Annotated in this window: 15 protein-coding genes; 1 reads left to right on the top strand and 14 read right to left on the bottom strand. The window is 55.6% G+C overall.

The annotated features are described in order from the left end of the window. Positions 1 to 244: 244 nt before the first annotated feature. From csrA to RIB44_03135, 14 genes are all read right to left on the bottom strand, one after another. Positions 245 to 481, bottom strand: a complete 237-nt coding sequence (csrA, locus tag RIB44_03200) for a carbon storage regulator CsrA (GenBank protein MEQ8615581.1) — start codon at positions 479 to 481, stop codon at positions 245 to 247. A gap of 113 nt (positions 482 to 594) precedes the next feature. Continuing rightward, the gene (gene fliW, locus RIB44_03195) at positions 595 to 1,035 is read right to left on the bottom strand and encodes a flagellar assembly protein FliW (GenBank protein ID MEQ8615580.1); all 441 of its coding nucleotides are present in this window, start codon (positions 1,033 to 1,035) and stop codon (positions 595 to 597) included. 256 nt (positions 1,036 to 1,291) lie between these two features. Beyond that, positions 1,292 to 3,958: a flagellin gene (locus RIB44_03190; GenBank protein ID MEQ8615579.1), complete on the bottom strand. Its 2,667-nt coding sequence runs from the start codon at positions 3,956 to 3,958 to the stop codon at positions 1,292 to 1,294. A gap of 39 nt (positions 3,959 to 3,997) precedes the next feature. Continuing rightward, positions 3,998 to 5,692, bottom strand: coding sequence for a flagellar hook-associated protein FlgK (gene flgK, locus RIB44_03185; protein MEQ8615578.1), 1,695 nt, complete (start codon positions 5,690 to 5,692; stop codon positions 3,998 to 4,000). A 111-nt stretch (positions 5,693 to 5,803) separates the two neighbouring features. Then, the gene (flgN, locus tag RIB44_03180; protein ID MEQ8615577.1) at positions 5,804 to 6,337 is read right to left on the bottom strand and encodes a flagellar export chaperone FlgN; all 534 of its coding nucleotides are present in this window, start codon (positions 6,335 to 6,337) and stop codon (positions 5,804 to 5,806) included. Between the two features lie 144 nt (positions 6,338 to 6,481). Next, positions 6,482 to 6,862, bottom strand: coding sequence for a rod-binding protein (locus RIB44_03175; protein ID MEQ8615576.1), 381 nt, complete (start codon positions 6,860 to 6,862; stop codon positions 6,482 to 6,484). 58 nt (positions 6,863 to 6,920) lie between these two features. After that, positions 6,921 to 7,979, bottom strand: a complete 1,059-nt coding sequence (locus tag RIB44_03170; GenBank protein ID MEQ8615575.1) for a flagellar basal body P-ring protein FlgI — start codon at positions 7,977 to 7,979, stop codon at positions 6,921 to 6,923. A gap of 57 nt (positions 7,980 to 8,036) precedes the next feature. Beyond that, positions 8,037 to 8,717 (bottom strand): flagellar basal body L-ring protein FlgH, encoded by a 681-nt coding sequence (locus RIB44_03165; protein MEQ8615574.1) that lies wholly within the window; start codon positions 8,715 to 8,717, stop codon positions 8,037 to 8,039. An 18-nt stretch (positions 8,718 to 8,735) separates the two neighbouring features. After that, positions 8,736 to 9,764, bottom strand: a complete 1,029-nt coding sequence (gene flgA, locus RIB44_03160) for a flagellar basal body P-ring formation chaperone FlgA (GenBank protein ID MEQ8615573.1) — start codon at positions 9,762 to 9,764, stop codon at positions 8,736 to 8,738. 28 nt (positions 9,765 to 9,792) lie between these two features. Beyond that, positions 9,793 to 10,593 (bottom strand): flagellar basal-body rod protein FlgG, encoded by an 801-nt coding sequence (gene flgG, locus RIB44_03155; GenBank protein ID MEQ8615572.1) that lies wholly within the window; start codon positions 10,591 to 10,593, stop codon positions 9,793 to 9,795. A 76-nt stretch (positions 10,594 to 10,669) separates the two neighbouring features. Then, a complete protein-coding gene (locus RIB44_03150) occupies positions 10,670 to 11,416 on the bottom strand; it encodes a flagellar hook-basal body protein (protein ID MEQ8615571.1) in 747 nt (248 codons plus the stop codon). A gap of 226 nt (positions 11,417 to 11,642) precedes the next feature. Beyond that, the gene (gene hemC / locus RIB44_03145; GenBank protein ID MEQ8615570.1) at positions 11,643 to 12,560 is read right to left on the bottom strand and encodes a hydroxymethylbilane synthase; all 918 of its coding nucleotides are present in this window, start codon (positions 12,558 to 12,560) and stop codon (positions 11,643 to 11,645) included. Next, positions 12,561 to 13,502 carry a DUF502 domain-containing protein gene (locus RIB44_03140; GenBank protein ID MEQ8615569.1) on the bottom strand — a complete coding sequence of 314 codons (942 nt, stop codon included), beginning with the start codon at positions 13,500 to 13,502 and terminating at the stop codon, positions 12,561 to 12,563. Between the two features lie 80 nt (positions 13,503 to 13,582). Further along, on the bottom strand, positions 13,583 to 14,359 hold the full coding sequence (locus tag RIB44_03135; GenBank protein ID MEQ8615568.1) for a ComF family protein: 777 nt from the start codon (positions 14,357 to 14,359) through the stop codon (positions 13,583 to 13,585). A gap of 104 nt (positions 14,360 to 14,463) precedes the next feature. On the opposite strand from RIB44_03135, the gene RIB44_03130 reads away from it, so the two are divergent. After that, entirely contained in the window at positions 14,464 to 15,600 is a 1,137-nt protein-coding gene (locus RIB44_03130; protein MEQ8615567.1) for an LptF/LptG family permease, read from the top strand. The last annotated feature ends 131 nt before the right edge of the window (positions 15,601 to 15,731 follow it).

Below are 15,731 nucleotides of genomic sequence, written 5' to 3'. Positions count from 1 at the left end.
TACGGTGCTAAATCGTCCTGTTAAGATAGGAGCGTTAGGGCGACCTGGCTCAACTTGCTAGCTTTTTCAATCGTTCAAACGACTGACTGCTAGAACCGTTACAGTCCGACATAAAGCGTTGCGAGAGTTGCGGTTAGCCCAAGTGTAGGCGTGTTTAGCCGTGATGAGAGCACGCTGTCAGAATGACGAGAGAAACGCTTGTAGCCCGTAGCCTATGCATAGGGCTGATCGGATTCAGGATGAATTAAGAACGCTCGCTTTTAGGGATTTTATTGAGCGTGCGAACTTCGTCAGGGCGAAGCTTCGCGGCTTGCTCGTTCTCGCGACGAATCGCTTCGTACACTTCTCGACGATGCACTGGGATCTCCTGCGGAGCGTCGATGCCCAGTTTCACTTTGTCACCACGCACGTCAACAATCGTGATGACGACGTTGTCGCCGATGATGATGCTCTCGTCGCGTTGTCTTGATAGTACCAACATGGCTCAACCGCCTTGGCAACCGCCGGGACGGTTGCACTCTGGTTTGCAAAAACTCGTTAGTGAGTCTTGGGGGATTTGTGGGTGGGTTTTGTGGTTTCGTCTCTGCAAGTGGCTTAGGCTGTACGGCGTAGCTCTGCCTGAGGCATCGGTATCAGCCGTTTCACTGGTAAAGGATCTCGCGAGACCACTTGGCAACCTCTGCGATTCTCAACATTCACGACAATCGGAGCTCGTAGATTCAGACTAAAACCTTCCTCACTTCGGCTCACAATCACAACGACTTGGGCATCGCGTTCTGCCTTGAGGTGCAACTCGTGAAGATCCTGCCGTGCGGCTCGGAGTTGATACTCTGGGACAAAACGGCGCGGACTCACGATGCCGAGCGCCACTTCTGGCGAATCGACACTCTGCAGCCATCCGAGCGCGGGACAATCCGCATCGGATAGAAGGCACCAGCGACGCAGTTCCCGGAATCCAACAATTCCTTGCTCGAACGTGATCAAGTCCTGCGGCAAAACACGCAGAACGCCAAAACGCGAGGTTTTTACTTCCATGTCTCTAGCCCAAACCTTCCTGGTTTGTCGTTTCCTGCTATCGACTCCCCTATCTGGGGAATCCGTTCGTTTCTTCGTCGCAGCCAAGGAGATTTGGCCAGAAAAAAGAATAAAGTTCCGGCTCTGAATACTTTTTGTAGCCTCAATGCCGGATGAGTTTACCTAACCGGAAGTCAGGCTCATCGTTAGCCGTCGAGCTTCCTCGACGAGAAATCCACACATCGAGCAAGCTCGACGGCTAACCAAGCTTGCGAATTCAGATGAAATTCAGCAAGGACAACTGCAATAGATTTGCCGTCGTTTGCAGGGACGCCTGCAACGATGTCTGCCGTGCGGTAAGCTGCGAAATCGCCTCAACCAGATCGACGTCGATCTGCTCGGACAACGCTGCCCGTAGTTGGACCTCTTCGTCCTCTAGGTTGATCTGGGTGACATCCAATCCTTGCAACCGAGCACCTACCGTAGCACGGGAGGAGGAAACTTGGTCGACATCGTCATCAATTTGGTTGACGGCGCGACCGATCGCCTCAATATCCCCTTCCTCCAAGGCATCGCGCAAACGAATGAGCGTCGTGAAAACACTGTCCGCTTCCAAGAACAACTGATCGCTGCCGGACAGGATCCCGGTGTTACTAACCCGTTGGCCGGTTTCGTCCGTCAGCCCCAGGTATTCTGCCGCTTGGCTGCCGAACTCTGCGGTCACGGTGATGTCCCCGGTTCCTGTTGGATTGTCATCGACGATGATAATCCCGTTTCCGGTCGCGGCCTGACGTGCACGTAACGCAACGCCTGCTGTGTTGTTTGCTGGGTGCGTATTGATCAGATCAATCACGTCGCCCAGGGTGCTTGCACCTGAGACGTCGAAGTTCAGAACGACATCAACCCCCAGGGCATCCTGCGAAGTAATCGTAAAGTCGTCACCATCACGCGTCGGAACCCCGACTCCGTAATTCAATTCGCTCAGCTTGGTTTCAGTAGTCAAAGATCGCACGCCAAGCTGAGTCGCGGTGATGCCCCCGCTTTCGCCGATTTGAAAATCGGTTCCTGCCAACCGGGTGCTGATGTTGATACCCGATCGAGTTTCATTCAACTCGGCCCGCAGCCCGTACTCTTCGGTATTCAATACGTTCAACAGGTCGGCGACGGATTCGGCTCCGGTAAAATCGATGTTGAACGTCTCTCCACCATTTACCACGCGAAGGCCTGAAGTCAAATCCAACGTCTCTCCGCTGCCACCACTCGCTGTGGCTGCATTCCCGGCCGTCACCAAGCCGGTCCCTTCTTGGGCAAGATTGGACGTATCAAGCGGATCGATTCTCGCCTCAAAGGTCCCTTCAGCATTGATCGCCGCTATGACGTGATTAGCCGTCGAAGCATTTTCTGCAATATGAACATACAAGGTGTTCGCATCGCCGCCGCTCTTCCCTGTGTCGCCGGTCACATTGGCGATGTTCGAGGGGTCGATGAGCGCTGCCGGATCGAAGGTCCCTTCCACACTGTTGTCATGGGTTGCTGTAAAGACGCCCGTCCCGTTGATCGCATTCACGACTTCTTGAGCCGTAGTTGCCCCCGCATCATCGATCGTGATATTCAGTCGCTTATTGACCGCATCGTAGGTCGCTAGAGCAGCGTTGCCTAAGCCTGTCTGACCATTGATAAAGATCCTCACATCATTGAAAGCCGCTCCAGCCGTATTTGCTGTGACGATTAGGTCGTCACCGGTGCCGTTGAGCCTTAGCGAAGCGCTCGAAGCTCTCGCATTCGGATCGAAATCAGCGAATTCATTCCCGGCCGCAATTCCAGAAGACGCCCTCAACAAGTCGTCATCGACAAGTTGGATCGAAGCGCCATTGAACGAAGAGCCGTTCACCCCCGCTTCCAACAAGACATCGTTATTGATACCCGAGGAGATAAGCCGGGCGGTCGCTTTCGAGCCGAGTAGATCATCCAACTTCGTCGTTGGCAAGATCACGGGGTTAAGGTCGGTTCCAGTGAGAACACCAACCCCCACGCCCGCTTCGTCAAGAATTCCCAATTCGGATGCGGCACTACCACCGACAAATTCCGAGATCGTTAGATTGCCACCTCCGATGGTATCCAACTGAACTGTCAACCCATTGGAAGTCAGCCCGACGCTCACCTTGCGTCCCTCAGGCGGGCTCGCTTCGATCAATCGCACAACGTCACCGATGGTCGACGCGTTACTCAGGTCAACGACCGAAATATTCGAGCCATCAGACACGGTGATCGAACCATTGGGACTGATACCACGCCCCTCACGCAGACTGCTCAACGGCGTGTCGACCGTAAGTTGAGGATTCAGGTCTGTGCTGCCCTGGACTTGACTGGAAAAAGCACCGAAGACTTCGCTGCCGGCAGCGTTCGATGAAAAAAGAACATCAATGTCCGAGAAGTTTCTGAGTTCCCCACCGTCGCCGTTGTAACGGACAAAACCATCGACAGCCTCGAAGGGGAGGGCCTGGGTTTGTGCTCCAGCGAATAGATAGCGCCCGCGAAAATTTGAATTCGCTAGGCGTAGAAGCCCCGCCAAATCTTGCTCAATTACTTGGGCAATCGAATCTCTCTCTTCCTGAGTGACGTCTGTACCTGCAACTCCCAAAGCTGCACCGCGAATGCCTGTAAGTATATTCGAGGCACCACCAAGCACCGTATCGGCATTGGAGAGAAAGGTCTTACCTGTAGTGATATTCGTATCGAGTTGCTCCTTCCGCTCAATGAGCCGTTGGAGCGTAATGGCCCGCAGAGCGGCGGGGGCATCATCGCTCGGTAAGTTGATCCGCCGGCCGGTGCTGATCTGGTTCTGAATCCGAAACAGATCAAGCTGATCCGCTTGAAGTTGTTGAACCAGTCGCTCTCGCGACAGCAATCCAGGAGCACGTGATGTGGGGATGGGAATGGACATAACGAATAGCGAGCCAGATCCCGGCTCTCACCATCTCTCCTAAATGCTGATCAAGACATCCAACAATTCCGACAGCGTCGATAAATACCTGGCAGCCGCCTGGTAGGTCCGCTGCAGCAAAATCATATCCACCGCTTCTTCATCCAAATTGACACCGCTGATGGCCTGTGCACTTGCATCAAGGGTTTGCTCGAAGTTCCGCAGTCCATCAGCCACCGCACTAGCAACCGTCGAGCCTTGAGTCGTGCTATTGATCAACTGATCGTAAAGATCGGTGATCGTGCTGCCTTCGTAATCCTCGAGAGCTTGATTCTGGAACGCAGAAAGCAGCACGCCGTTCTCAGTACTTGTGCCGATGCCATCTAGCGACACAGCAAACTTGGAACCATCCTTGAGAAGTTCTTCGTTGACCCCCAGAGTGGCAGCGCTATCGCCGGTGAAAAACGTATTGATTCCCAGCGCCGCCAACACACCACTAGTATCGTTTTGAAAGCCGAGCTCGATATCGCCCGAATCAGCGGAGAGTCGCAGCTCGTTCTCAACCGTGACTTCCGCTGTCACACCATCGATCGCGTTGATTTTCTCTGCCAGCGTCGTCAGGGTATCGTCGCCGTCGAGTCCATTCAGGTCGACTTGAATCGTGTGCGGGGTGAACTGGTTGGTTTCTGTATTGTGCAGCAACAGGTTGAACTGCCCGTTCTGCGGCGTGAATGCTAAGCCCGCCTCATCGAGGGCAACCGTCGCGTCGAGGACTGATTCCGTGCTGGTCACGGTCTTGTAACCACTCAGGCCCTGGCCGCTGGAAAACTGCTTATTGAATTCGTTGGCTAAAGCTCCCGCGAAACTATCAAGTTGCCCCAGAAACTCGCCGACGATGCCATCACGAGCCTGATAAATGCCGTGCAGTTCTCCCCCGGTGACTTGCAACTCGCTTCCATCTTCCACAAACTCCAACTTCGCCTGCAATTGTCCGTCGCTCGTCTCGTAGCCAACCTGGACTTCGCTACGTGTCCCTTCGAACACCAAGAACTGCCCACCGACGGTGAGATTCACGAGACCCGACGGGCTCTCGTTCACCGTCAGGTCAACGATCTCCCCTAATCGCGCAAGGGCGGTTTGCCGTTGGCTCCGCAAGGCTCCTGCTTCTGAAGTGCCCGCTTCGCCACCTTCGAGGGCCACAATATTCAGATTAAGCCCGCGAATTTCTTCGGTTAGTGAGTTGACCTCCAGAGCCAGGTCTTCGACTTGTTGGTTGAAGTCGTTACCGACAACGCTCACCCGTCGGTGCAGCGTGGAGATCGATGTCGCCAGCGTCACTCCTTCTTGCACAGCCAGATTCCGTACAGGGATCGAATCTTCTCCCAGCACGTCGTCGATGCTGTTGAAAAAGTTCGAGAGCGAAGTGCTCACATCCGTGTCAGACAGTTCGCCGAGAATTGCTTCGAGGTCACGGTAGACTTTTTCTTGGATATCAGCGCTCGCCCGATCGCCCGCAGCGTCACGCAGCCGATCCACGACAAACTTGTCGAGGTTCTGGACAATCGCTTCAACTTCGACGCCTAGGCCAAGCGTGAGATTCCCAATCTGCTGCGTCGGCGCAGGAGAAAAGATCGCCTTCTCGCGGATGTAGCCGGGCGTGTTGGCATTGGCAATATTGTTGCCCACCACCTGCAGACCAATCTGCATGGCGTTGAGCGTATTACCCGCAATCTGTATGGAACCGAACAGCGACATGGTCGAACAGTCAATTCATACAAGCACGGCACGCAAGCGAGTGAATGATTCTCTCGAACGCTAATTCACTAGCTTTCGCTGCGTGCTTGTCTAGCTGGTTTGAAAAGTGTGCTAGACAGCCTTGTCCATCAACGAACCGCTGCTAGCACGCATCGCGGTCTTACTCTGCGATGCCCCATTGTCATAAGTCGGCTTCGTACGCCCGCCAGTAGCGACTATTTCCAACATCTGTGACAAATGCAGCACGGTCCGCTGGACGATCACCCATTGCGCTAAGCATTCGTGACGTATCAACTCACTCCGTTGGCGAGCTTCTGCTAGCGGTTTCGATAACGCCTTGCCAGCTTTATTAGGGAGATTTTCGCAAGCGTCCGTGAGCGTTTTTCCCGGCAATCCCTCTCGAGCAGCACGAGCGAGCAGCCCCTCACGTTGCTGATGACAAGCCGCCAACTCGGCGCTCAGTGCAGCCTCCTCGGGTGCTAGCAGTTCCAAAGCCTGATGATCCTTCTGCATGATCAGTGCGCGCTTGGATGCTAGCAACGAAAGCAACCCGGACTGTGCTGTCGAGAGTCGCTCCAGCAACGCCGCGACCTCGGCATCCCACGAAGATTCAAGAGGTAGCGTTGCGTTTTCTGATTCGGTCACGAGAGTTTCGTCCTTGGCAGGTCACAGTAGCCCTGTCGCTGGGGCGACAGGAATTGCTGAATAAAATGAATGGCTGGCAGGCTTTTCAGCTGTGCGTCGTTATTCAATCGGTTGCTTTCCTATCGCGGAGCGATAGGGCTACTACTAGCGGCGTTGCAATGCAGTCAGATCGGTCAAGCTGTCCTGAGCCTGCTCCTCAGCTTGACGCAAAAGCTCAGCATGCTCGGGAAACTGGTGCCGGAACATTGGGTCGGCAATCTTGTCGGCACTGGCAACGGTCATGTGGTCGGCCAGCGTCTGATCAAGCTGCCCGCGAAAAACCTCTTCTGCCCGTCCGCCATCGAAGTAGGCCGGCTTACCAACCGTCGATCGCATCGATTTCATGAGTTGGCCGAAGAACGATTTCCCAATGAAATCGCCATAAGCCTGCTTCAACTCTCGAGCCGCTTCAAGTTTCTGCTCATCACCCGTACTCGTAACACGCAGTGGCTTAACAGCAGTAAGTTGTGAAGGGTTGATATCCATAGTTCTGAGAATCTGTTGAGAAATGGTTGATGGCAGTGGTCGAGGACGACACGGCTCGCTATTTCATAATCAGTTGCCCATGCAGCTTCCCGTTCGCTTCGATTCCCTGAATGATGTCGATCACATCCTCAGCAGGAACTTTCAACGAGTCGAGCGCTGTGACCAAAGACTGCAGCCGAGCGTTAGGGGCTTGTTCGTCGCCGATGGCTTCGAATTTCGCCTGTTCAGTGATTTCGATCACCACGTTCTTGTGCGAGACGACCACTTCACCGATCGTCACATCACCACTAATGACAATGCTCCCTGAGCGGGGGTTGATCACTACGCGAGCTTCAGGCTCAGGCGAGTAAACGTTGATGTCCAACAGGTCAGCGAGAAACGTGACCGGTTCTCCGCGATACTGCTCGGGAATCTGCACGACAATGTTGGCCGCGTTCACCGCTTTCACCATTTCTTCGTTCTCATCGGAGAAACTCCGGCGTACCGACTCAACAACCTCGGTGGCCGTTTGGAAGTTGGCGTGGTGTCGGTCTAGAATCAGGGTCACGTAGCCATCTTGCTCAAGCGGCGTAAAGACATCCTCTTCCATCTGGCAACCATTGTGGATGCGAGCGACAGTCGGCAGCTTTTCGTCATCCAGCATGATATCGCCTTCGCAAAGAGCGTAGACGCGACGATCCCTAGTATTCGGCCCTTGCAAGGCGGCAAACGCCAAACGCCCGCCGGCGAGACTCTTCCCAGTGATCGCACTGAGATGACAATCGAGCTTGTCACCGCGACGTGCTCCCGTAGCGGGGATGGTTGCCGTCACCATGACGATGGCCACGTTCTTGATTTTGGCGAGCTCATTCTTGCCACTGGCCGTGAGCGTTGCCTCGGGGACCGGACTACCCATCACCTCCATCGCCCGTGCCAACGCACGCATCGTCGCCGGATCGCCGGCTTCTCCCGTGCCGTTCAGACCGACGACAAGTCCCAGCCCACGCAGAACATTCTCTTCCTGCCCCTTGATGCGGCAAATATTTCGCAACGCGGTACGAGCTTCAACTTGCGAGGCACAAATACCCAGCAGGGCCGAAAAAAAGGCGAGCGAAGCGATGAGTAGTTTCTTGTTCATATCAGGAAGCAAAGTTTGAATACTGGAAGCTGATAGCTGACGGCTGAGAGCTGGCAGCTAAAACGGCTTAAATCTGTCGTACCACTTCTGTGCCCAGCCGCGAGAGTAACCGTCGCGGACCTGGCCCATCTCCTTCTTTACAACATCTAGCTCAGCGATTGAGTCACTGGTGACGGTACGATCGGGCTGGATTGATTCGCGACGAACGACACCGGTAAGCGAAATCCGCCAGTGCTCTTCGTTGTTTCTGATGTTCCAATGGGCCTCGATCACGAGATTGCCGTTCGGGCGGATGTCGACGATCTTGGCACCGATGCGGAACGTCAACGTGTCGCGAAGTTCGACGTCACTCTCTGCTCGATACTGGCTATTGAGTGTTCCGCCAATCGAGGGGTCGCCGTTGGCTTGCGGTGCACGTTGAATCGATTTTCCATCAAACCGAATCCAATCGGTTAGTACAGCCAGGAGGCTAGCCGTTTTTCGATTCTCCGCATCACCCTCGCTGAGCATACGCGTTCGGTAATCAACGATTACCGTAATGATGTCATTCTTTTGCAGCTCTCGTGGACGCGCGGCTGGGGGTAGTTCCTTGTAAATAAACGAAGAGTTCTGCTGCGTCAGTGCTTCCGCACCAACGACAGGTCGCTGCAGCAGGCTTGCGTCTTGAGCCACCGCCGAGTTTGACAGCAAGCTAAGGAGCAGGGCCAAGCAGCTGAGTATTCTGAAATGAGTCTTCATGGTCACTTCTTCGATTGATTAGCGATTGAGGAGTGCTTCGCGAGTGTTGGCAGCCAGCTCGCCAGCGTTTACCCCGGTAGCGAACACTTGCAATTCTCGATGTCCGGTCACGCGTGCCGCGTAGCGATCATCGCCGTCGAGGGTTTCGACTCGCACCAACTCGCCGAGGGCACCATTCTGCTGCGCGATGGCAAGCGTGCGAACTAAGACACCACCTGTGCGAGCGAACACAGTGACCGTCTCTCCCTTTTCGACGAGTCGCGGAGGGTTCACTTGCCCGCTAGTTAGCAGCGTCCCCGCACGCAAGGTTTGTCGAGCTTCTTGCCCGATGGCAGCTTTCGCGTTGGTAACGGCGTTGTTCGGCAAACGCCCCTGATAGGATTTCGTTTCCAGATCAGAGGGTCGCAAGATCATGCCACGCTCGACATTGCGTTTAAGGAACACGGCATTCTGCATCCGATAAACGGTGGCCATGATCGTGAGCTTGGTCTCGCCCTGACGCACCTCAAAGCGTTGCCGTCCAATCCATGGCTCATGACCTCCTGCGACGGTTGGCTTGGAGGAGTTTTCTTGAATGCGTCTCAACAAACTGTCGGTGGCAACCAGATCAATCTTCCAGTCAGCATGCCCGGTCTGCCGTGCCAAGTGGAGTGCGATTCTGTCTTCGAGGCTTTGCCGGAGTTCAGACAGTGAAACTTCAGGTGCTTGGCGAGTGGCAACGAGTCGATCGCCAATCGCAACCTGTGGGGCACCACGAAAGTTGATACCGACCATGCTAATGCCGCGGCTGACAAGCAGATCACGGATTTGCGCCACCCTGAGGAATACCCGTTGGTCCTGGGGAGGAGCTGGCATCAACGGCGTGGTGGCCAGTTCATCCCGACGAGCTGGGGTGGCTGCGTGAATATCCGCGACGTCACCAAGCAGCAGGAGGCTGCCAGTGACTTTGGCTTGTTCACGCAAGCGAATTTCGGCTCCGTGAATTTGCCCAACGACAAAGACTGCCGCAAGTGCCATGATCACAGTGAGGAGGTTATATCGATTCATGAGAGAGTTTCTATACCCAGCGATTTGATTACCGTCGAAGCTGCGTAGCGACTTGCATGATCTGGTCGCCTGCTTGGACGACCTGTGAGTTCAGCTCGAACGCCCGTTGCGTGGTGATGAGGTCGATCAGTTCCTGGACGGGCTCGACATTGGAGGCTTCCAAAGCACCTTGCTGAATCACACCAAAACCGTTCTGCCCCGGGTTATCGACAATCGGAGGCCCCGAGGCGGCCGTTTCGCGATAGAGATTATCTCCCATCTTCAACAAGCCATCAGGATCGATGAAGTTGGTCAATGTGATCTGCCCAACTTGGGTCAGGTCTGGCGTATCGGTGGTGCTGATCTGTACGTTCCCATCGGTGCTGACGGTCACTTGTGTCGCGTTGTCGGGAATCTGGATCGGCGGATCGAGAATCCAGCCCGTTGTTGCGGAACCCAGCACGAGTTGCCCGACAGCATTCACACCAAAGTTGCCAGCCCGCGTGTACAGAAAACCTCCGTTTGGATCTTGCACCTGAAAGAACCCGCGTCCCTCAATCGCGAAATCGAGTGGATTGTTCGTCGTTTGCGCCGAGCCTTGCGTGTAGTTGGTCTGAGTGCTGGAGACACGCGTACCGAGGCCCACTTCGATTCCCGTCGAAGTGATACTGCCATCAGCATCAATGGCACCAGGGGCACGATACTGACGGTAGAACAGGTCTTCGAAGTTCGCCCGGTCCTTCTTGAAACCCGTGGTGTTGATATTCGCCATATTATTGGCAATCACATCCAGCTTGGTTTCCAAGGCGTCCATGCCTGTGGCAGCGGTGTAAAGGGTTTGTACGCTCATGAGTGGTAGTGAGTAGAAAGTAGTGAGTAGTAAGTAGGCTCGACTGAATCCTAGCCCCTAGTTCCTGGCTTCTAAGTTAGCTTGCCAAGACACGACTCAGCAGGCCGCTGATCATGCTATCTTGGTGCTGGATGATTTTCGTGTTCGCTTCAAATGCCCGTGACGTTTCGATCATGGCCATCATTTCCCGCGTTGGATTAACCCCAGATTGTTCGAGGTAACCCTGACGGACATCGGCTCTCTCGATCGGAGTCGTTGGCCCCAGTGAACGAAACAGGTTGCTGCCCATCTTCACGAGGTCGCCGAGCGACTGCGGCTGCGAGAGTCCAAGTTGACGTGTGTCGCCGTCCTGGGTGATCCGCCCTCCCGCATCAAGGTTCCAGGGACGCGTGGTATCGATCACGATTTCCGCGCCCGCATCGTCCAGCACAGGCAAGTTCGTCTGGGTTTGCAACCGGCCATTCGCGTCGAGAGCGAAGTTGCCAGCTCTTGTGAGATAAACCTCGCCGTCACCACCTCGCACGTGGAAGAACCCTTCGCCATTGATGGCAAAGTCGGTCGGCGTTTTCGTCTGGCGAATCCCGCCACGGGAGAAGTCGGTCTCCGTGCTGATCATTTTCACGCCGCCACCGACGTCGTTGATCGAGCCACTGGCAGGATACGCGGTGCCGTCCTGGATCGCTTCAGCAAAGCGAGACTGGAACATCGGCACATCCCGCTTGAAGCCAGGCGTCTCGACGTTCGCCAGATTATTGGCGATCACTTCCAGGCGTTGGGCCTGCACGCGGGCACCTTCGCCCGAGATGTACATTCCGTATGGCATGAGAGAAGAAAAGAACCGCAGGTCGCCCCCCTGCTCGTTCGTTGCGATTCTTCTCTATGCACGCACTGTGCCAAAAAACTTAGCGACGAAGAGAATCGAGGAAGCGACTGCGAATGAAGCGTTGTTCGCATCATCGTAGCTGACTCACTTGGAATGCGGCTAAGCCACAAGTGGCAAGTTTCGCCGATCGAAGGAATTGCTAGCGGCGAAGTTTGCCACTTGTGGCTTAGCCCCGAGCGGAATCAATAATGGCCGCGGCCCCCAAGTCAAGCAGTTGCTCTGCCGCAATCCGCCCAAGTTCCTCGGCATCTTCAAGCTTGCCAAAAGTGCTAGCACGCAACACGTCCGCTCCGTCGAGGCTTGCGACCAAGCCCTCGAGCTTCAGTTGGTCATTTTCCAAGCGTCCCCACGCGGCAACCGGGGCTGAACAACCGCCCTCGAGCGCTGCCAGCATGTTACGCTCGGCGAGCGTTGCCCGATGGGTGATGTTGTCGTCCAAGTCATGCAGCGCATCGTTCACCTTCTGGTCGTCGGCACGGCACTCCAGGCCCAAGGCCCCTTGCCCCGGCGCTGGCAGCATCGTCAGTGGTCCGAACCGTTCCGTGATCCGATCGGCCCAACCCAAACGAGACAACCCAGCAGACGCTAGCACGATCGCGTCGTATTCTCCTTCGTCGAGTTTGCGAAGCCGCGTATCCACGTTGCCGCGGATTCCTAGCACCTCCAAATCATGCCGGGCCGCCAGCAACTGGGCGCGTCGGCGAGTGCTCCCCGTGCCAACTCGTGCTCCCGCAGGCAATTCAGTGAGCTTGCCCGAGCGACTGACGAGAGCATCCGCAGGATTCCCCCGCGGTGGCACGGCACCTAGTGTTAAGCCCTCAATCGTTTCCGTAGGAAGGTCCTTCAAACTGTGGACCGCGATGTCCACGGTTTCTGAGAGCAAGGCAGACTGAATTTCCTTGGTGAATACGCCCTGCAGCCCCAGCGACGCGACCGAGCCTTGCTGTTGGGTATCGCCTTGTGTGGTGATTTCGACGATTTCGACAGCGTGCCCACGCTTGGTAAGCTCGGCCGCAACCCAATCCGACTGCCAGCGGGCTAGCTTACTTGCGCGAGTGCCAATTCGTAACGGAGAATCGGCCATCTACGAGCCCGCCTCGGTCGCTCCGCGTGCCGTCTCGTGTTCGGCAATTGCCTGAGTTGCCTGGTTCGAGGGGACAACCACTCCGCAACTGACGATGAATTGGAACGCCTGATCGATTGTCAAGTTGAGGTCGACTGCCTCGCTTTTCTTGACCGTAATCGTGAAGCCTGTAAATGGCATCGGCGAAGTAGGAATCAAAACCGACAACACAGGCTCGTTGGCCGCCGTGCTAATATCGAGCAGACTCTCTCCCGTGACCATTCCTAGCGACCAGACACCTTTCCGCGGATACTCGATAGCGATGACGCGCGTGTATTCGATCTCCCGCTCGCTGAACATAAAGTCCGTGACTTGCTTCACGGAGGAATAAACGTTCCGTACGACCGGCAACCGATTGATCACCCGCTCGCACTGCATCCAGAAGAACCGCCCGACCCCCGCTGCCATAAAGCGGCCGAGAAGATAAAGAATCAGCAGGAAGACCAACAGAAAAATCGGGATCACGATGTGTCGCTTCAGAAACTTCTGATCGACATATCGCTGGTAGATTTCCGAGGCTTTCTCCGGCATCGGCTTTTTGCCGAGATTCTCCGCAACGAAAGCGTAATGGTGCTCGGGCATAAACTGCCCACTGCCAGTCCTCTGGTAGAGCGTATCTTTGATGAGGACACGCCCCTCCTTATCAACCGTCGCAATGCCCGGCAAATCTTCCGCGGAGATCACTCCCTTTTCGTAATGCCGGTTGAAACCCCAACGAGCCAGCGACTCCAAGGGAAGCAGCAGATAATTGGCAACCGTGTTGGCGATCCACAAGAAAATGACGATCGTCAGCAACGGCGGAAGCAACACCGCCAAGCCACGCACCACCGCCCGCCGAAACGGATCCATCGGTCGTTTCTTGCCGTCAGGCAGATTCTTCAAGGGAAGATCATTCGCATCCATGCTAGCTATTCTCTCTTTCCCGGCCTCAGATACAAGGCGAACCTGCCCACCAAGCCTCCATTTCACATCCTCCTAGGAACTCAGCCCAAGTCAGGAGTTCGACCTAGGACGAATACCGAAACCCTAGCGATTCCCGCTCGCTTGAGGACCTTCGCGCATTCGTTAGCCGTGGCCCCCGTCGTCAGGACGTCGTCGACGAGCAAGACATGCTGGAACTTCTTCATTAAGCGATTTCTGACGAGAATCTCCCCCCGAATATTGCGCGAGCGAGCTGCCCGACTCAAACCGGCTTGGGGCGGTGTGTTGCTTTTTCGGTACAGCAGCTTGCTGGCAAACGGAACTCCCAATTCCTTCGAAAGTGCGGAGGCTAGGACGTGAGGGCCGTTCACGCCTCGTTGCCACTGGCGGATCAAATGCGTCGGCACGGCACAAATCGCGTCGACTCCTAGGTCACGGAGTTCCTGGTGTCGCTCTTTCCATGCGAAAGCCAATAGGCTCCTAGCGACGAGTTTCCGCGTCTCCGATTTCATCCGCAGAATCAGGTCTCTCAATAAGCCTTCGTACTCTCCCAAAGCGATCGTTCGATCAAACCGTGGCTTATTATTGCGACAGACACCACAGTCGAGTCGGACTCCTCCAGCTTCCGGAACTGGAGAGGCACAAACCGGGCAAAGAGGCTCTTGCAGCAGAACGATCTGGCGACGACAGGCACCGCAGAGCAATCCTCCTTCCGCTTCCCAGAAATCAGACGTGAGGTCCGCTTCACAAGCGAGACAAGTCGGCGGGAAGACCAAGTCCAAAGAACGCCTGCGGAATTCTTCGAAGAGGCCCGGTAGCCGATCGAGTAACTGAGTCATTGCATGAATGCTTCCAAGGATGCTAGCACCCACGATTATAGCGAAACGAAACGCTCGAAAGTGCCGTTTCCTCCAGATTCGTCTGCTAGTACGCTCCTGCCGCTATGTTCATTCTCAACCGTTACCTTCTCAGGCAATTCGTACAGATCTTTGCGATCTGCTTTATGAGCCTGACGGGGCTGTACATCGTGATCGATGCTTTCGGGCACCTCGATCACTTTTCCTCGCATGCGAAGGAAACCGGGGGCAGCCTCTTCAAAATTATCGCGGAGTATTACGCCTACCGCAGCCTCGACTTCTTCGATCGAACCAGCGGAATCTTGGCAATGATCGCCGCGATGTTCACGGTGACTTGGCTGCAGCGTTATCAAGAGATGACAGCCATGATGGCTGCGGGGATCTCGAAGTACCGTATCCTGCGTCCACTTTTGGTCTGCGTAGCGGTGGTAAGTCTCGCGGCAGCGGCCAATCGAGAATTCGTCATCCCTTCCCTTCGAGACGAGCTGACCACCGACAGCAAAGACCTGGGAGGCGTTAACGCGCGACCCCTGGAAGCGCGTTTCGACAGTCAGACAGACATTCTCATCGGCGGTGAGAAAGTGATCACCGCCGAGCAACGCATCATCCGACCGACGTTCATCCTCGAAGGACAACTCGCGAAATACGGGAGACGCCTAGTCGCCGAGAGTGCCGTGTTTTCACCTGCTGAGGGCAACCGACCCGCGGGTTACTTTCTCAAAGGAGTTACAACCCCCAGCCAAATCACGAACCAGCGGACGCTGACCCTGGAAGACCGACCCGTGATCGTCACGCCAAAGGATGGGAGTTGGCTGGCTGAAGACGAGGTGTTTGTCGTCTCTGAACTCTCATTCGCGATGCTGGCCAACGGCTCCAACTGGCGGAACTATTCTTCCTCTCGAGAGTTGATCGAAGAACTGCACCACCCGAGCACGGACCTTGGCCCTGACGTTCAGGTAGCGGTGCACTCGCGGGCGGTCCAACCACTGATGGATGGAACGCTCCTGATGCTGGGGCTGCCGCTGATGTTCTCGCGACGCAACCGCAACGTCTTTCTTTCGATCGGCATCTGCTTACTGGTGGCGACTCTCTTCTCCCTCGTGACGCTCGGTTGCCGCTCGCTTGGCGATCTGGGCATGATCCGCCCAGTCCTAGCGGCGTGGGCACCGCTGCTACTGTTCGTCCCCGTGGCAGCGGCCATGAGCCAGACGTTGCGAACGTAGCCCTAGAGCCACTCCTCTAGGAACCGGGTTCATCCTGTGCCCGCACGTTTAGCCGCCGAGCTTGCTCGGCGCTGGCTTCGATCATATAGCCGAGCGCCGAGCAAGCTCGGCGTCTAACTTACGGCGCTGCA

Source organism: Lacipirellulaceae bacterium (assembly GCA_040218535.1).
Classification (GTDB): Bacteria; Planctomycetota; Planctomycetia; order Pirellulales; family Lacipirellulaceae; genus Adhaeretor.
This window is presented reverse-complemented; position numbering and strand designations above follow the sequence as displayed.